18 protein-coding genes are annotated in these 18,964 nt (G+C 21.9%); 7 read left to right on the top strand and 11 right to left on the bottom strand.

What is annotated here, in order from left to right; genetic code table 11:
• Positions 1 to 49: 49 nt before the first annotated feature.
• The 5 genes from ACZ5EC_RS02875 to ACZ5EC_RS02855 all read right to left on the bottom strand — a co-directional run bounded on the left by ACZ5EC_RS02875 (position 50) and on the right by ACZ5EC_RS02855 (position 5,074).
• Complete coding sequence (locus ACZ5EC_RS02875; RefSeq protein WP_464303461.1) at positions 50 to 895, bottom strand: class I SAM-dependent methyltransferase; 846 nt, start codon at positions 893 to 895, stop codon at positions 50 to 52.
• A gap of 78 nt (positions 896 to 973) precedes the next feature.
• Positions 974 to 1,738 (bottom strand): hypothetical protein, encoded by a 765-nt coding sequence (locus ACZ5EC_RS02870; RefSeq protein ID WP_464303460.1) that lies wholly within the window; start codon positions 1,736 to 1,738, stop codon positions 974 to 976.
• 202 nt (positions 1,739 to 1,940) lie between these two features.
• Positions 1,941 to 3,155 carry a hypothetical protein gene (locus tag ACZ5EC_RS02865; RefSeq protein WP_464303459.1) on the bottom strand — a complete coding sequence of 405 codons (1,215 nt, stop codon included), beginning with the start codon at positions 3,153 to 3,155 and terminating at the stop codon, positions 1,941 to 1,943.
• Complete coding sequence (locus ACZ5EC_RS02860; RefSeq protein ID WP_464303458.1) at positions 3,152 to 3,841, bottom strand: O-methyltransferase; 690 nt, start codon at positions 3,839 to 3,841, stop codon at positions 3,152 to 3,154. Before ACZ5EC_RS02860 ends, ACZ5EC_RS02865 begins: the two co-directional genes overlap by 4 nt.
• Positions 3,842 to 4,039: 198 nt before the next feature.
• Positions 4,040 to 5,074: an ADP-glyceromanno-heptose 6-epimerase gene (locus ACZ5EC_RS02855; RefSeq protein WP_464303457.1), complete on the bottom strand. Its 1,035-nt coding sequence runs from the start codon at positions 5,072 to 5,074 to the stop codon at positions 4,040 to 4,042.
• A 230-nt stretch (positions 5,075 to 5,304) separates the two neighbouring features.
• Here ACZ5EC_RS02855 and ACZ5EC_RS02850 point away from each other — a divergent pair, with 230 nt between their 5' ends.
• Positions 5,305 to 6,522: a glycosyltransferase family 9 protein gene (locus ACZ5EC_RS02850; protein ID WP_464303456.1), complete on the top strand. Its 1,218-nt coding sequence runs from the start codon at positions 5,305 to 5,307 to the stop codon at positions 6,520 to 6,522.
• Positions 6,523 to 6,584: 62 nt separating this feature from the next.
• On the opposite strand, the gene ACZ5EC_RS02845 is transcribed toward ACZ5EC_RS02850, so the two are convergent.
• Positions 6,585 to 6,998: a CPBP family glutamic-type intramembrane protease gene (locus tag ACZ5EC_RS02845; RefSeq protein WP_464303455.1), complete on the bottom strand. Its 414-nt coding sequence runs from the start codon at positions 6,996 to 6,998 to the stop codon at positions 6,585 to 6,587.
• A gap of 189 nt (positions 6,999 to 7,187) precedes the next feature.
• On the opposite strand from ACZ5EC_RS02845, the gene ACZ5EC_RS02840 reads away from it, so the two are divergent.
• A complete protein-coding gene (locus tag ACZ5EC_RS02840) occupies positions 7,188 to 8,180 on the top strand; it encodes an IS256 family transposase (RefSeq protein WP_464303454.1) in 993 nt (330 codons plus the stop codon).
• Positions 8,167 to 8,406 (top strand): transposase, encoded by a 240-nt coding sequence (locus tag ACZ5EC_RS02835; RefSeq protein ID WP_464303453.1) that lies wholly within the window; start codon positions 8,167 to 8,169, stop codon positions 8,404 to 8,406. Before ACZ5EC_RS02840 ends, ACZ5EC_RS02835 begins: the two co-directional genes overlap by 14 nt.
• 56 nt (positions 8,407 to 8,462) lie before the next feature.
• Here the strand turns inward: ACZ5EC_RS02835 and ACZ5EC_RS02830 are convergent, their stop codons facing one another.
• The 3 genes from ACZ5EC_RS02830 to ACZ5EC_RS02820 all read right to left on the bottom strand — a co-directional run bounded on the left by ACZ5EC_RS02830 (position 8,463) and on the right by ACZ5EC_RS02820 (position 10,259).
• A complete protein-coding gene (locus tag ACZ5EC_RS02830; protein WP_464303452.1) occupies positions 8,463 to 9,044 on the bottom strand; it encodes a hypothetical protein in 582 nt (193 codons plus the stop codon).
• A 139-nt stretch (positions 9,045 to 9,183) separates the two neighbouring features.
• Positions 9,184 to 9,750 (bottom strand): site-2 protease family protein, encoded by a 567-nt coding sequence (locus ACZ5EC_RS02825; RefSeq protein ID WP_464303451.1) that lies wholly within the window; start codon positions 9,748 to 9,750, stop codon positions 9,184 to 9,186.
• Positions 9,751 to 9,821: 71 nt separating this feature from the next.
• Entirely contained in the window at positions 9,822 to 10,259 is a 438-nt protein-coding gene (locus ACZ5EC_RS02820) for a hypothetical protein (protein WP_464303450.1), read from the bottom strand.
• 820 nt (positions 10,260 to 11,079) lie between these two features.
• Between ACZ5EC_RS02820 and ACZ5EC_RS02815 the strand changes: the two genes are divergently transcribed.
• The 4 genes from ACZ5EC_RS02815 to ACZ5EC_RS02800 all read left to right on the top strand — a co-directional run bounded on the left by ACZ5EC_RS02815 (position 11,080) and on the right by ACZ5EC_RS02800 (position 15,956).
• Positions 11,080 to 11,829 carry a 2-C-methyl-D-erythritol 4-phosphate cytidylyltransferase gene (locus ACZ5EC_RS02815; protein ID WP_464303449.1) on the top strand — a complete coding sequence of 250 codons (750 nt, stop codon included), beginning with the start codon at positions 11,080 to 11,082 and terminating at the stop codon, positions 11,827 to 11,829.
• A 39-nt stretch (positions 11,830 to 11,868) separates the two neighbouring features.
• On the top strand, positions 11,869 to 13,191 hold the full coding sequence (locus ACZ5EC_RS02810; protein ID WP_464303448.1) for an MFS transporter: 1,323 nt from the start codon (positions 11,869 to 11,871) through the stop codon (positions 13,189 to 13,191).
• A gap of 481 nt (positions 13,192 to 13,672) precedes the next feature.
• Positions 13,673 to 14,395, top strand: a complete 723-nt coding sequence (locus ACZ5EC_RS02805; protein ID WP_464303447.1) for an ABC transporter ATP-binding protein — start codon at positions 13,673 to 13,675, stop codon at positions 14,393 to 14,395.
• 181 nt (positions 14,396 to 14,576) lie between these two features.
• On the top strand, positions 14,577 to 15,956 hold the full coding sequence (locus ACZ5EC_RS02800; protein ID WP_464303446.1) for an ABC transporter permease: 1,380 nt from the start codon (positions 14,577 to 14,579) through the stop codon (positions 15,954 to 15,956).
• A gap of 214 nt (positions 15,957 to 16,170) precedes the next feature.
• Here ACZ5EC_RS02800 and ACZ5EC_RS02795 read toward each other — a convergent pair whose 3' ends face one another.
• A complete protein-coding gene (locus tag ACZ5EC_RS02795) occupies positions 16,171 to 17,556 on the bottom strand; it encodes a polysaccharide biosynthesis protein (RefSeq protein ID WP_464303445.1) in 1,386 nt (461 codons plus the stop codon).
• A complete protein-coding gene (locus ACZ5EC_RS02790) occupies positions 17,556 to 18,854 on the bottom strand; it encodes a UDP-N-acetyl glucosamine 2-epimerase (RefSeq protein ID WP_464303444.1) in 1,299 nt (432 codons plus the stop codon). Before ACZ5EC_RS02790 ends, ACZ5EC_RS02795 begins: the two co-directional genes overlap by 1 nt.
• Positions 18,855 to 18,964: the final 110 nt, after the last annotated feature.

Here is an 18,964-nt window from a genome sequence, read left to right as displayed (position 1 = left end):
TCCTATCCATTTTAATTTATAACCATAATTTTATAATCAAAAAAAAAAATTAAACTTTTTTAGCCATCATAAATATAACATCACCAAAATTAAACTTCTTCGCTAATTTATTTAAATATTTCTTGATTAATGGAAATTTTTTATCAATAGGGATAAAACCCCATGATTCTTTAAAAATTATATCAAAACCCGTATTTTCAATTAAAGTATATAATGTTTTTTCAGAAAATAATTGAAGATGATCAGGAATTGCTGACCTCCAGTCTTCTTTATAAATCTTAAATGCAGGGGAATCTATTCTTGGAGTGGTAACTAAAATATATCCTCCTGGTTTTAATATTCTTCTTACTTCAAACATAAAATCTACTGGTTTTTTAAGATGTTCAATTAAATGAGAAAAGTGGATGATATCAAAGTAATTTTTTCTGAATTTAGCATTTTCTAAAGTTGTGTTATAAATTTTTAATCCAAATTTTTCTTTTGCATATTCTGCTGATTCTTTACAAAGTTCAACACCATATGTATCAAATCCTAAGTTTTTCATATGATTAAGCAATAAACCTGTTGCAGAACCAATATCAAGAAATTTTTTATTATTTGCTGGTAAGAATTTTTTATAAAAATCAATATCTTTTAATGTTAATTTTTGTAAATTGAAGAATTTTTCATGATTTTTAATTTCATATTCAAAATAATTGTTATCATATCGTACTTCTATATTTTGATCTATTGGTTGTGGATTTTGATATACAAGATCACACCTTTTGCATTTTACAAACTTATAACTTCCTAAATTTAAAAATTCATCATAATCATCACTACCACATAATGGACATTTAACAGTTTCATATTTTTCACCTACCCTAATATTATCTCTCATATATAAATCAACCATTTTTCAGCCTCTACCATTTTCCTTTATTTTCGGACATCTTACATATTTGTTAAATTTAGCAAATTTTTGATTTGATGATCAATTTGATTTTACATAAAATTTTTTAGTAAACTTTTTTATATTTCCTTTGAAATCTGAAACTTCAACAGTAAGAAAATGTTCTCCATTTGGAACATAAATAGGGGGCAATGCAACAATATACTTTTTTAAAAACATTGTCTTCAACAGTAAATACATTTTTTTATCAAACTTTTCTAATTTCTGACTAAATATTCTTTTATTGTCAATAATTACATCAATATTTGAAATATTAAAAGTTTTAATATAAAACGGGGTATAAATTTTAGAATATGTATACAAAGCAAATTTTAAATAATTACTCTTATATGAAGATCTAAATGAAACAGGAATATTATCTTTATTTAAAAAATAAATATTTACAATGTTGACTTTTGAATAATAGTTAACATTAAAAATCTTTAAAGGATTAATAAACAAATCACCTTTTTTTACAAATAGAGTAAATTTATTATTTAAAGGTATAAATTTGCTATTTTTAGAAATATTTTCAATCTTTCTTTCAATGTTAACATTTTTTAAATAATAATAGTTATTACCTTTATCATCTACTATACTTAAAATAGTATTATTTGTATTCTGGTTATATGGATTAATCTTATTATTTTGAAATAAAAGTAGTTTACCATTAATAAAGCTATTAATTTCATCTTTTTTACTATATAGTTCAATAGAAGGTTCAAAATCACTATCATAATCAACAAAAGGATGATATAGATAAACATTTTTTATATAATTATCTTTAGCATTTACCGTATTGCTCAAACATTTCAATTTAACTTCTAATATATATAATATAAGAAACATTATTATAAAAATAATAATTGATTTAAATAAAAAATTCCTTTTTTTTAATTCCATATCTATTTTACACCATAATTTTTATTAACTTTCTCTATTAAGTTTTTTTAACATTACTGATTTTTTTTTAATATTTCTTATTTATTTAACATTCTTTTAAATATAACTACATAATTTTTATAACCCAGAATCTTTCATTATTATAAAATATAAAATATCCTTCATCATCAAGTCTTTCTATTTTGTACACTGGATAAGCAAAGCTAAATTGATAGTAATTTTTACTTTCAATATTGTAAACAGTTATAACATAATGGTTTTCAAAAACAGTACTAAAAACAATATTATATTTGTTCGCACTATAAGTTACAAGATCCCCTTTTAAAGGAATTTTATTTTCAACATAGAACTTATAATTGATAATATTAATATCGTTATTCTCATTCATTTTACTATTATTATTTATGTTATTGTCATCATTATTTGTTTTTTTATTATCTATCATGTTATTATTTATTTCTTCAGATTTTGTGTTTTTTTTATAATTCTTTTTAAGTTTATTATTATTTTTTTTATTTATAACTACTATTTTATCACCATTTTTAAATAAAAAATAGTTTTTTAAAGGGGAAAATACAAAAAGATTTCTATTTTCAGATATTTTTTTTATCTTAAATTTTTGATCACCCTCTTTTGAAAAAATATGGAAATATTGAGGTTCAAAACCTTCAATCAAAGCAAAATAATCTCCATTTGGACTAACAGCTATATCATAACCAACACTATATTTAGAATCTTTAAATTGATTAAAATACTCTTTATTATCTATAAAATTAAAATAATAAAAAGAACCATTTAAAAATGAAATTGAAATACAAAATTCATTAAAACTAATCTTATTCCATATATCATTAAAAACTTCAGACAAAACTTTTTTTATTTTAGAGTTTATCTCGTTGTATTTGTAAACAGAAATTTCAAATCCATTTTTACTTGCTAGAACAATTGTATTACTATTTTTATCTGTAAAAATGTTTTTATTAGTTTTAATTTCAAAAGAGTTTGAATTAGTTTTATTGTAAAAAGTAATTAAATCTTTCTCTTTAATTGCATAAAATGATTTCCCTTCATAAAAATTCTTATCACCATTTAAATCATAAGTTACTATTTTTTTAAAATTATCTTGAAATATTGAAAATTTTGAAAAAGTATAATAGTAAAAAGGAGTTTTCAGATTATAATCTTTATTTTTTATAATTCCTCTATCATAGGAAAATTCCATAATATATTCTATTTTATGAGTATTTTTAAATTTAAGTGGATAATAAAATAGATTAATAAAAAAAAACACAACTAATAAAAATATAAAAAATTTCTTCATTTTTTTATTCCTATTGCAATTCCATCATCAATTGTTAAAAAAAGAAATTCAAATTTTTTATTTAAAGAAGCATAAATATTAAATTTATTCAACATTTTTGAACCATTCAAATATTTTTTTACCTGTTGTGATTTTAATGACACTACCCTTCCATTGAACAGTATATTATCAAAAACTATAATCCCATTTTTGTTTATATGATCTTCAAGCAATCTAAATATTTCAATATATCTCTTTTTAACAGAATCTACAAAAACAAAATCAAACATTAGTTTTTTTTCTTTAATTTCATTTATATATTCAAAAAAATCAATTTTTTTAAGGTCAATATTATACTCAAAATAATTTATTAATTTAATTCCCCTATTGAACCTTTTTTTTTCCCTTTCTAATGAGATAAAAGAAAAATTTTTATTATTTACAATTTTTTTATCAATACCACTTAAAATGGAAATAGCTGAAAAACCAGAACCAAACCCTATTTCCAATATACTCTCAGGTTGTTTTATTCTTGATAAAATATATAGCATACTGGATACATTTTCACCTATTACCGGTACTTTTTCATATTTTCTCTGATTAATAAAATATTTTTTATGTGGTATTTTTATACTATTACCTGTTAAAATATTGCAATATTTTAAAATATTTTCAAAAGCATCATTTCTATATATATCTGATAACATAGTTTACTCTTAATATTTGTTGTAATTTTTTATAATAAATTTTCATGATAAATTCATATTATTTATTATTTATATTTTAAAGTTTTTGTTTTCTTATAATTATTAATTAATTTATATTTTAGTGTATTTTTTATTTAAAAATTTATTTTATTCTATTTTCTATTGTAAGATTTTTTTATAGAAATATATTTTTATTCTTTATAATATTTCTTTATTTTTTTCAAGATAGTCAAGATATTTATTAACTCCCTCTTCAAGAGAATGAAATTTATTGTCATAGCCAACTCTTTTTAATTTTGTTATATCAGCTTTTGTAAAAGCTTGATATTTACCTTTTAAAACCTCAGGAAACGGAATAAATTCAATTTTTGAATTTGAATATTTTTGATTAACAATTTTTGCTATATCATAAAAACTTCTTTCAATTCCAGTTCCTGCATTAAAAATCCCACTTATTTCAGGATGTTGATAAAAAAACATATTTATATTTACAATATCATCTACAAAAATAAAATCTCTTTTATAATTTTCACTACCTTCAAATAATTTTATAGTATTTTCAGATTTTATCTGATTAAAAAAATGATAGATTACAGATGCCATTTTCCCCTTATGGTTTTCCATTGGACCATAAACGTTAAAATATCGTAAACCAACAATCTGAAATTTATTCTCTTTATTTTGCACACTATTAAAATAATCATCATAAATAAAATAGTTATTAATTTTTTTCAATGTTTCAAAATAATCATTATTAACATTAATTGATTTTAGAATCTTTCTAACATAATTATCAAACAAAAGCTTTGAATACCCATAAACATTTAAAGGATATTCACATTCTTCAACTTCTTTAAAACCATTATCACCATTTCCATAAACAGCAGCAGATGATGCATAAATAAATCTTATATTTTTATACAATGCAAAATGAAGAAGTTTTTTTGAATACTGGTAATTGTTATCAATCATATATCTTCCATTGTATTCCATTGTATTAGAACAAGCACCCTGATGAAATAGTATTTCTATATTTAGATCTTTAAAACTATCTATGTTTGAAATAAAATCTCTTTTATCAACAAAATCTATAAATTTTAAATTGTTCAAATTTATCTGTTTTTTTGAATTTTCAAGATTATCAACTATTAAAATATCTTCTCTACCAGATTCATTTAATTTTTTAACAATATTTGCTCCAATAAAACCTGCCCCACCTGTTACTAATATCATACTACCTCCAGATTTCTATACAATCTGTAAAAAATATACATCAAAATCATAAATATAAAAATAAAAAAATATATATTAATCATATTCATTGACATTAAACTCTTTTTCAATATTTTTAATTAGAGTAAATATTATTATTAATTTTAATTTAAAAAATTATAATTTAATCAATTTAAAAAGAATTTTAAATGATTCAATGAATTTACAAATAAAAAGTTAATAAGATGATAATGAAAAAGATATTGATTATAAAGCAGACATCTTTAGGTGATATTTTACATTCAACTGTTGCTTTTGATATAATAAAACATAATTTCCCGGATTGTGAAATTACATTTATGGTTGATAAATCCGGTGTTGACATTATTAAAAATAATCCAAATATAAATAAAATTATTGAATTTGATTTAAATTTTGTTGAATCTAATTTTTTAACTCACCCTTTAAAAGTTCTAAAATATCTCATTTCAAAAATAAAAGAAGTAAGAAAACAAAAATTCGATTATGCTTTTGATTTGCAGGGTCTTGAAAGAACAGCTTTTTTTCTTTACTTTGCCAGGTCAAAGGAAAAATATATTAAAGGAAGATACCCTTTCTTAAAAGGATTCAGAAACAAATATTTACATGCAACACAAGAAATTGCAAATGTTTTTAAAGTAGCTAATTTCAAAATACCTTCATTAAATATGCAACTTTATATTAAAGAAAATGTAAAAGAAGAAAAATTTATTATTAACTCAATTTTAAATAACATTAAAAATTTTGAAAATATTTCTAAACATAATTTTTTAAATAATAATTTGAATAATAATAACTTCAAAAATAACTTTATTGATTTTAAATCACTTAAAAAGAATTTTAAACTTATAGTTTTAAGCCCTTATACAAGATGGGAAACTAAAAATTGGGGTTTAAATAATTTTTTTGAATTGTTAAACATAGTTAATACTAAACTTGAAAATAATAATTTAACTTCAAATAGTAAAAATCTTTTACCAGATAATAGTGATTTAATTTCTAATAACAAAAAATTTATTTTTATCTTTACAGGAACATCTTCTAATGAAAGAGAAATTTCAGAGGGAATAAATAAAAATAAAAATAATTATAATAATATATTAATATGTAATTTAGCTGGAAAGTTAACATTGGAACAATTCATTATCTTATTATCAAAAACCGATCTGATAGTTACAGGTGATAGTTTTGCATCTCATGCAGCTAATGCTTTGCATATCCCTTTAATTGTATTATTTGGACCAACCGATGAAAAAAGGGTTGGACTACTATATCCTGAAAATTCCGTTGTTATCAGAGATAAAGAATTAAAATGTCAAAAATGTTATAAAAGAAAATGTCCATTAAAGACAAATAAAATGGCCTGTATGAACAATATTAAACCTGGTTATGTTTATAAAACAATGATAAAATTATTATTTATAAATTAGCAAAATTTAATTTTATTAAATTGATTTTCAAATACATTTATAGTACATTTATAGTAAAAATGTTATAATAAAAATACAATCATAATATCATTCAACATATGAAAAATTACATTAAAATAAAAATTTTTATAAAGTTTCCTTATTAAAAATGAAGTAAGAAGATATATAAAATGAGAAATAAGTATTTTAAATATAATTATTGTGCTTAGCCCTAAATTTGATAAAATATTTATTAATTTACTATTTATATGTAATAGAGAAAATATAAATGAATTAATGATGATAATTATATATGTATTTATTTTTGTTTTTTTAATCATAAAATCATATAAATAAAATACAAAGAAAAATTCTTCAAAAATTGCATTAATAAAGAAAACTGATAATAAATAAACAATATTAATATAAAAATATATACCTTTATCAAATATTAACCAATAATTAATAGTAGATTGACCATTTAGTTTAAATAGCATGTTGTATATAAGAAAATCAAATAATGTTAAAAAAATAAAATATCTATCAAATTTATATTTTTTACATGGTATAAATAAAAGTGTGTAAAAGGCAAAACAAGTTACTTAAAGCAAATAAATAAAAAAATATTGCCTCCCGATGGAAAAAATATATTAACAACAAAAAACAAATCATCAGGAGGCAAAAACATGAAAAACTTAGGTAAAGAATTAGCGAAATTTTTAGAAAGTCAAGGGGTTTTAGAAGATTTTATTAAAAATCCTGATAAAGCAAAAGAATTAATGTTATCAATATTGAAATATGGATATGAAAGTTTAATGACAAATGAAATAGATACTGTTTTAGGTTATAAAAAATATGATAGAGAAACAGAAAAAGAAAATTACAGAAATGGTAAAAGGTATAGGGATTTAGACACCAGTCATGGAAAAATTATTAACTTAGAAGTACCAAGAGCAAGGAATGGGTTTTATCCTGCAATACTGGAAAGATATAAGAGAAGGCTTGAAAATATAGACGATACAATAATAAAATTGTATGCAAAAGGATTATCTACAGCTGATATATCAGAGCATATAGAACACCTATATGGGATGAAGTACAGTAAAGAAACGATATCTAATATAACAGAGAAAATAAAAAAAGATATAGAAGCATTTAAAAACAGGAAATTAGAAGAAAGTTATTATGTAATATTTATAGATGCAATGCATGTAAACATAAGGAGAGATACGGTATCCAAAGAAGCAATCTATTTTTTATTAGGAGTAAATGTAAAAGGGAAAAGAGAGATATTAGGATTTTACATAAATCCAACAGAGAGTGCAAGTTTTTACAATGAAATATTTGAAGATATAAATTCAAGAGGAGTAAAAAAAGTATTGTTGTTTGTAACAGATGGGTTAAGTGGAATAGAAGAAGTAATAAGCAACAATTTCCCAAAATCAAAAATACAAAGATGTATATATCATTTAAGCAGGAACATATCAACAAGAGTAAGGGTAAGAGATAGAGGAGAAATATTATTGGATTTTAAAAAAGTCTATAGTCAAACTAGGAAAGAAGAAGCACTAGTTTATTTTGAACAATTTAAAATAAAATGGGGAAGGAAGTATAAGAAGTTAGTTAATGATTTAGAAGAAGTATTGGATTATATGTTAACATTTTATGAATTTCGGTGAAAGTATAAGGAAACAGATCTATACGACAAACTGGATAGAAAGGCTGAATGAAGAGGTAAGGAAAAGAATAAAAGGGAAGAATAGTTTTCCAACAGTTGAATCAGCAGAGAAACTTTTATTTTTAATATTAAAAGATTATGAAAATAGATGGGAAGAAAGAATATTAAGGGGGTTTGGTCAAGCAAAATATGAGCTTGACTTAATGCTAAAAAAAATTTATGGTTAATGTCAATATTTTCATCGGGAGGCGAAATTAGTTATAATTCTAGAATTATAACTAATTTACACATTTTTATTGACATAACCATTTTTTTTAAAATTTTTATTATAATAATTTTCTAAAATAGGATTAATAAATTTTTTATAAATATCACATATAATAAATAATTTTAAAAAATTGTAGTATATCATAAATATTTTAGTAATATCTATTTCAGATTTTAATATTTTTAAATAGTTTGATTTAATTATACTTGAAACATTTGGATAAATAATTAATGTAACTACAATATACTCAAACAAAATTATATTGTTAAAATAAATGTTTTTTAATAATTTCTTTTTGTAATATATGTAAAATACATTATAAATAATAATAAGTATAAATTTTATAGAATAGTACTTTATTAATGTTATTAATCGTATTTTATTTCTATTAATATAATATGTATAAATTAAGTGTAATAAAATAGTTAAAAATAAAGTAGCATATTTCCAATCTTTATCAAAATAAATGGAAACCAAAATAATAGACAATAATATTATATCTATTGTTGATATCTTTGAGTTTAAAAAATTATTAATCATTATAAAGACAAGGATACTAATTAAAATTATAATCATTTTAATTATTTTTTTATCCATTGTTTAACCCTATATTAAAAATTTACTTCTAATAAGCTAAATAACTCATTAGAACCTGTTTAAATAAGTTAAATGATTTTAGTCACCAGGTTTTTTCCCAGTTTTTTGAATGTAATGTATTTTAGAATATAATTCCAATTCATCTGAAAATAGAATTTGTTTTAAAATTTTTCTCTTCTATCATCTTTAATATATTAATTGCTTTATCATATTTAAAAAGATAATAACCATCTGAAAATATTACTGAATTACTTTCTACTTTCATTTTTAATTTAAATGGAATAAAGTTAAATACAAACATTATAAAATTATAAAAACTTAAATCAAATAAATAATCTGTTATTGCTAAATTATAGTTTTTAATAATAATAATTAACCAAATACTTATTAAAATAAAAAAGGCAAAAAAATTAAAAATAATTCCACCTAAAAATATTTCTTTGTTTTCTTCTATTAAATTTTCATTAAAATTGTCAAATTTAAAATATCCACCTAAAAAAAATAATATTTTAATATTTATTTTAAATTTTTTAAACTTTATTGTTAAAAAATTTTTACCAAAACCTATATTTATATCAGGTATATTTTTATAATGTTTATAATAAAATAATGCATGACCTAATTCATGAATACTTAAAACAAAAAAAATATTAAATACTCCAATTGCTAAATTTTTTATTATTTTTAATATTAATTTAATTATCATTATTTATTCCTTAATATTTATAAAATACATTCAAGAGGGATCAGTAAATCCCTCTTGAATAAATATTAATTTTATAATCCACTTAATCCAGGTTGAGGTTTTATTGAACCTTTTGGAGTGTATTTTTTGCTATTAGTTATAGATTTCTTAATAGAATATCCTATCCAGCCTCCTATTGATTTACCTGTTGCTTCTTTTACTGCATCATCAACAACTTTAGTACATGTATATACTGTTATACCAACTATAATTCCAATTCCTATAGGTCCTAAATTTCCTTTTATTTCTTTTAGTTCTTCATCACTAACTTCATTATCTCCAATGATTGCATCAAGCTCAGCAAAATCATCATCTTCGTTATTATTTACGGTAACATCATTATTTTTTATAGCTTGATCAAATCTTTTTTGTTCAATTATTGTTTTATCAACTTCTTCTGCCAATACATTTATTATAGTAGAATTAAATAACAACATTAGTACTATAAGTATATATGTAATTTTTTTCATTATTAACCTCCACTTTATCTCTTTATAAATTGAATTTTTTACAAATAATATTATCTTTATATTACCCTGCAGGTATGTGCTTGAACTTCTTTTTTAAAGTTTTTTAAAAACTTTTAATTGGCTAGACATTGTGAAGAACAAACATTGACAGAACTTAATAAATTCTGCCTTTTGCATACCTGCAGGGTTATTAGCATAATTTGTTATCCCTTATAAAATCAAATTTAAAAAATAACATAATTTCACCTTTTTTTGTTAATAATAAAATTAAAATTCTTTATATATTAAAAAAATAAATAATATTATATCATAATTGAAATTTTTCTCACTAGGTCAGTTATGTAATTTTAACATTTACTCAAAATAAGCATTATTTATAATCTAATATAAAGTCTTTTAAGTCTTTGACAACTGACAACCGCTCTAAAAATTTTAATTAATTATTTAATTTACTTAAAACTGATTTTGAAAATTTTTAATAAATGTTAAAAATATGTCAAGTTATTTCTTCAATTATTTTTTGTATTTTATAGTTATAATAAAAAAAATTTTACATTTTAAGTATTATGATTTTTGTTATATCTAATAATATAGATATTAATTTTAAGATAAAATTTTATAAATAAAGTAATTATTTTTACAATTAATAATTACTTTATTATAAATACTGTTCTTCAATAAGTTTTATTTCAAATTTAAATTGATTGCTATAACTGATATACTTAAAACTAAAATAAAATTAGTAAAGAAATCTTAACTAATTTTAATTGAAAAGTTTTTATTATAGTTTATTTTTATTAGTAGATGGAGTGTAGCAAATATGTATAGTTGTTTATATTTAAGCGGTGGAATTGGAAAAAGAACAAATTCAAAAATTCCAAAACAATTTCTAAAAGTTCTTAAAAAGCCAATTTTAATCTATCCCTTGGAAGTTATTTTGAATATTGATGAAATTTATGAACTAATTATAACTACTCCTGTTAAATATTTTGATTTAACAATTAAAACCCTTGAAAAATATGAATTAATTATAAAAAATGATGAAAATATCAAAGAAAATGAATTTAAAAATTTAGGATTAATCATCAAATCAAAAACTTTATATGGGATTAACAATAAAAAAATTATAATTATAAATGGTGGTGAAACAAGGCAATATTCTGTTCTAAATGGACTTTTATTTTGTTCTCACAACCACCTTTTGCTTCATGAATCTTCAAGACCAGTTGTCTCGGAGATAGATTTTAAAAATCTAATCTATGAAAAAAATGAAAATGTAACTTATGGATTAGAAATACCTTTTACTGTTTTAAAAACCAGAGGTGGCTTTATAAATGAAATACTTGATAGAAATTCATTAATTAATATCCAGCTTCCACAGAAATTTAATAAAAATCAACTTCTCAAAGCTCATATAAATGCTTATAGGGATAAAAAAGCTTTTACAGATGATTCAAGTTTACTTTTTTATTATGGAGGGAAGATAAAAGTATTAAAAGGAAAACCTGAAAATATTAAAATTACATATAAAAATGATATAAATATGATAAAAGGATTTTTAAAAAAATAGAGAAAGACTATTACTCTTACTCTTAAAAACTTACATGAAATGCATAAAACTAGTTCTTTGTATTTTTATCAGGAAAATAATTTGAATAATATAAAAAAATATTTACACAAAATTTCCCTATTTACTCCAAATATCAAATCATTTATGTTTGGATCTTTTTTACTTTCTATTGGTGTTAATCAAATATGGCTTTTATTTAACCTTTATTTAAAATCACTGAACATTAATGAATCATTAATAGGTAATGTATTATCATTAAGATCAATCGGTGCTGTTATAATAGCAATTCCTGCTTCATTTATTATGCTTAAGGGTAAAGTCAAACCACTTTTATTAATCTCATCAATTTTTAATACAATATTTTTTATTTTAATATCAGCAACATCAACAATTGGGATAATTTCAATTTCAATTTTTTTTATTGGAATGTTTTCAACAATTTATAGAGTTGCTACTGCACCTTTTATAATGAGAAATACCTCAATTGAAGAAAGAGGATATGTTTTTGGATTAAATTCAGCATTAATGATGGGAGCTGGTATAATTGGGTCAATTATTGGTGGAATTTCAAGGGATTATCTTTCAATACTTTTTAACTCTAATGTTTTAGCATACAAAACAGCCCTTGGAATGGGAGCATTATTTTCTCTTGCTTCATTGATCCCTTTTTTAAAAATTCATTCTATAGATGTTAATAAAAATCAAATTAATTTAAAAAATGGACAAAATAATTCTAGCATTAATACTTCAAGAAAAATTAATAATTCAGAAAAAAAGTTAAATTTATTTAAAGAAATTAAAACCATTAACCATAAAAAATTTATTAAATTACTTATTCCTGTATTTTTTATTGGTCTTGGTGCCGGCATAACCATACCATTTATAAATCTTTATTTTAAACTCGAATGGAAGCTTAATGATTCTTACATTGGATTAATTTTTGGATTTGGACAATTATTCACATTTACTGGAATGATATTAAGCCCTGTGATTGCTCATAAATTTACAAAAGTAAAAACTATTGTCTGGACTCAAATTCTAAGTATCCCTTTTATTTTAGTTCTAGCATATTTAAAATATTTACCAATGGTAATTTTTGCTTTTCTAATAAGACAGGCTTTAATGAATATGAATACACCAGTTAATGACCATTTTGCAATGGAATATGTAAGTGAAAAGGAACAACCAATAGTTAATGCATTAAAAATGGTAACATGGACTGGGTCCTGGGCAGTATCCGCATCAATTGGAGGATATATAATTCAGAATTATTCATTTTCAGTTTCATTTACATTTACAGCCATAGCCTATTTTTCAGCATCAACTTTATTTTATATTTTCTTTCACAAAATTAGAAACTAATTTCTATTTTTTTAATATCTTTTTAATTTATACTTACTCTTTATTTATAGCATGTTTTAATATTTTATTTATCTATTTGCTTTCAACAACCTTATTCTCTCTTTTACATACTTTTATTTATAGCATGGTTTTGTTTATATCATGTTTATGTATTTGTTTGAAATTAAAGTTTGTATATATCTTTATTATATATATCTTTATTAAACACTTTTCATCTCTATTTTGCTTGACAAAAAATTAAACAGAATTAATTATAGGACAATAAAAATATAAAATATCAACATTTAATTACTTGTTAATAACAAGTTTATTAACAATTTATTCTACTTAGATTCTTTTTTCCATTTTTAAAATTGTAATTTAAATGAATTAATTTCTTATTTTGAATTAATTTAGATATTTTGATTAATTAAGAAATAATAAGAGTTTTAAAGAAATTAAAGGAAAAAATAAATAACTATAAATATAAGGTGTAGTAAATATGGATACAGTATTAAAGGTTGTAAATTTAACAAAATCATATGGTAAACTTCAAGCTTTAAAAGGGATAAGTTTTGAAGTCAAAAAAGGGGAAATTTTTGCATTAATAGGACCAAATGGTGCTGGAAAAACAACAACTTTAAGAATTATATCTACCATTTTAAAACCTGATAGTGGTGAAATTACCTTACTGAATCATGATATCATTAAAAATTCAAATTTCATTAGAGAAAAAATCAGTTATTTACCAGAAGAAGCAGGTGCATATAAAACTCTTACAGGGTTAAAATATCTGACTTTTATGGCAAATATCTATTACAATGGGAAAAAGGATATAAAAAGTATGGTGGAAGAAGGTATTGCTATTTCAAATCTAAAAAAAAGAATAAAAAATAAAATTGGTACATACAGTAAAGGGATGGTAAGAAAATTATTACTTGCAAGAACTGTTATGGCTGAGCCTGAATTAGCTATCCTTGATGAACCAACTTCAGGACTTGATGTTATTAATGCTTTTGAAATCAGAAAGCTTATCAAAGAATTTGCTAAAAAAGGGATGTCTGTTTTATTATCCTCTCACAATATGCTGGAAATTGAATTTTTATCTGATAGAGTTGCATTTATTAATAAAGGTGAAATTTTAGAAATTGGAGAACCTTCTAAATTAAAAGAGAAGTATAAAGCATCAAATTTAGAAGAAGTATTTGTAAATATTATAAATTAAACTATTAAAAAAATTAGAATAATAAAAAAAGTAAAATGATAAAATAAAATAATACTATAAATTTAAAAAAACTATTAATTAAAATTATATAACTATTTAAAATAAAATTATTTAATAAGACAAGATTATTAATTAATAAAAAATAGATTAAAAAAGTTAAAATTCTATCTGGAGATAAATGATGAGAAAATTTTTAATTTTACTTAATAAAGAGATAAACGAGCTTTTAACCATACAAACTATTATTCCACTTATTATTATGGTTTTGATTTTTATGTTTATTGGTAATGTAATAGGTAAAGAATCAAAAAAATCTCAATCAAAACCTTCAAAAATTTATATTATTGATTTTGATAAATCCAATATGTCTAAAGGATATATTCAATTTTTGAAAGATAACAATGTCAAAGTTTTAGACTATATGAAACTAGCTACCTTACAAAAAAAAGAAATAACTGATACACTAAATTATATTATAAAAGGGGAATCTGATAATAAAAAAATTATTGAAATATTTAATGATTTTGTAAATGATGCTAAAAAAAATGATATAGATACAGCCCTTTTTATTCCCCCTGAATTCGAAAAACAAATTTTAAATGGTAAAAAAATAAATGTATACCCTTTTTCAATTTTGACCAATTTTTCAATAATAAAGTTATCTTCTTCAAAATCATTAAACTTAATTACTTCACTTTTAAAAATTTATATTGAAGATATTATTTTAACAAAAATAGAAAATAATATTAAGAAAGTTTATTCAAAAGACTTTATTAAAACACCTATCAATATTAACTATTCTCTGTATGTAAATAAAAAAATAGCAAATATCCATCCAGCTGTAATAGGAGGATTTATTATTTCTCAAACAATTATAATACCAATTGTAATATTTATGGTTATTATTTTTTCAATCCAGATGGTTGCAACAGCTATTGCATCAGAAAAAGAAAATAAAACTTTAGAAACTCTTTTAAGCATGCCCATTACTCGTTCCAATATAGTATCTGCTAAAATGTTAGGAGCAGGTATTGTTTCAATTATTATGGCATTAATATATATTATAGGATTTAGATATTATCTAAATGGATTAACAGGTGGAAATATCTCTTCTGAAGCAATAAATTCATTAAAACCAATTCTAAATAAACTTGGATTAACTTTAAATTTCTCCAATCTTTTAATTTTAGGAATATCTATTTTTGGTTCAATATTGAATGCTTTAGCAATTGCTTTAATTCTTGGAGCTTTTGCTTCAGATGTTAAGCAGGTACAGGCAATTATTACACCTATTATTGTATTTGTTATGATTCCCTATATTATATCTATCTTTATTGATATAAATTCTCTTTCACCTGGATTAAGGTATTTAATATACTCTATCCCATTTTCACACCCATTTTTCGCTACAACTAATATATATTTTGGTAATCTTAAACCCGTATTCTATGGTATAGGATATGAATTTTTTACATTTTTTATACTGGTTATAATAGCTTCAAAAATTTTCTCTTCTGACAAAATACTTACTATGAAATTAAATTTAAAAAAAAGTAAATAAAATTTTATAGTTTTTATCAGGAAAGTATTGTATTATTAAAATTGCTATATCATTAATTTTTTGCCAATTATAACTAATTGATATTTATAAATTATAACTAATTTACACATTTTTATTGACATAACCTACATATAAACCTATACAACACACTACTTATAAATTTTATACATTATTATTTTAAAAATATATATTTTTAAAATATTTTTAATTTTTTTTAAAATACATAATCTTTTAAAAGTTTTTCTAATTTTTTAAAATCAAATTGTTTAATTGCATATTTGAATTGTTCAAGCATCTCTTTAAGTTGAGATTCAGATAATAATTTTTCATTCTTTTTAAGACATAAAATTTTATTAAACTTTGTTTTTTCAAGTTTTTCAGACTTATAGTAAAGTTGTTCAGTAAGTTTTTCACCTTTTCGTATTCCAGTAATAATAATTTTAGGTATATATCCATTATTTGAATAAAGTTTAGCAATTTTATTTGCAAGATCCATAATCTTTACAGGTTTTCCCATATCTAGAATATATATATTACCTTCATCCAGACTGGTTGCTTTTAATACAAGTTTAGCAGCTTCAGGTATTGACATAAAATATCTTGTCATATCAGGATGAGTTACTGTAAGTGGTAAATTATTTTTAGCCTGCATTTTAAAAATATTTAAAACACTTCCACGAGAACCAAGAACATTTCCAAATCTAACTATTGAAAATACTGTATTATTTTGAATTTTATTTAAAGATAAAGCAATTCTTTCTCCAATATTTTTTGTTGATCCCATAATATTTACAGGATTAACAGCTTTATCTGTAGAAATAAGAACAAAATTTTTTACTCTGTTCTGGATACAGGCATCCATACAATTATATGTGCCAATAATATTATTGGAAACAGCTTCATCAGGAAATTCTTCCATTAAAGGAACATGTTTATGTGCAGCAGCATGTATAAAAATATCAGGTTTATGTTTTGAAATAATATAATTAATTTTTTCTTTATCTTTAATATCAGCTATGTATGGCATTATTCTTTCATCTCTATATTTTTGTAGTACTTCAAAAATAGAGTTTTCACCATGACCAAAAATAATTACATTTTTAATATCAAGTTTTAATAAATATTTGACAATAACACTACCAATAGAGCCTCCACCCCCAGATACCATAACTATTTTGTTTTTATAGTATTTATTAATTAAATCTTTATCAAGTGAAACCTCTTCCCTGCCAAGTAAATCAACAGGATCAAAACTTCTTATAACCTTAAAATCAAAAGAACCTTCAATAATTTCGCTAATTCCTGGAACTATTTTTATTTCAACATTTGTATTTTGAAGATTATCAAAAATCTTTTCCATAACTTTTGAAGTAGCTGAAGGGATTGCGATAAATACAGTATCGATAGAGTATTTATCTATAACATCTGGTATAGAATTTATGTTTCCAATAACATTGAAGGAATTTATTTTTTTAAGATTCTTGTTATCATCAATAAATCCAATAATTTTATATTTCTTTTGTAATTTTGAAGATTTTAGAAATTCATTCAATAAAATTTGTCCAGCACTACCTGCACCTATAATTAAAGTATTTTTCATTAAACTCTCTTTTTTAATATTTTAATAATTTTTTCGGCAACTTTTCCATCACCATATAAATTTTTATTAAATGTTTCTTTATTGCATTTAAAATTGTTAACTTTCTCTATTATTTCATTTTCTTCTATTGAACACAAAACATTTGCACCTATATCAACAAGTTCAATCCACTCAGTATGTTCTCTTAATGTTATGCATGGTTTTTTAGCAAAATATGCTTCTTTTTGAACACCACCACTGTCAGTTATAATTTTATCAGAATGAAGTTCCAACCATAACATCTCAAAATAACCTACAGGTTCAAGTAATATGAAATTGTTACCAATACTGCTTAATAAATTAAATTTTTCAATTCTATTAGCAGTTCTAGGATGAACTGGAAAAACAATAAATTTATCTGTTTTTGATAATGCTTTCAGGATAGTTTTTAATTTTTTTTCATTATCAACATTAAAATCTCTATGCAAAGTAAGTAAATTAAAATCATTAACATCTAAAAAGTTAAATAAACCATTATTTTTTGTTATATTAAAATCTGTTATATTAAAGTTATAACTATCATTGATTTCTTTAAGATTCATAAACTTATGTAAATAAAAACCAGGTTTAAAATCATCTTTAATTTTTTCTTTATAATAATTAAAAGCTTCATACATTATATCACCTACATTTTTAACATAAACTTTGCCATGCCCTTTTTCCTCTTTCCCATCATATATTCCTTCTTTTTTAAGATTCTTAATAGCAGTTTCTGTTGGACAAAAAAGATATTTTGAAACATGATCAGAAACAACTCTATTAATCTCTTCAGGCATACTCTTATCAAAACTTCGTAACCCTGCTTCTATATGTACAACAGGAATATGCAATTTTGCACCAACTAAAGCTCCTGCTAAAGTTGAATTTGTATCTCCATAAATAACAATAAAATCAGGTTTTTCTTTCAAAACTATTTTTTCAAATTCAATCATCATCCTGCCAGTCATTTCTCCATGATTTCCACCACCAAGTCCAAGATTGATATCTGGTTCAGGTATATCCATCTGTTTGAAAAAAGTATCACTCATATTTTTATCATAATGCTGCCCAGTATGAATAATAATCTCTTTTATCAAAGTATTATTCTCTATATTATTATTGTGATTATTATAATTTTTATTTTCAATAATATTTTTATAGGCATTATTTTTAATATTGTTATACTGTCTTTTATTATTGTGTTTATTTATATATCGTGATAAAACAGCAGCTTTAACAAATTGTGGCCTTGCTCCTACAATAGTTATTATTTTAATCAAATGAATACCCCTTTTAAAAATTTTAAATTATCACAAAATATTTTATACAATTAATCTTAAATAAAATCTGTTTCTAAATTTAACCTGATTTATTTATAAAATTTATCTAA

This window comes from Exilispira thermophila (assembly GCF_055389015.1).
The sequence above is the reverse complement of the archived record's forward strand: the minus strand, read 5'-3'. Positions and strand labels throughout refer to the sequence as shown.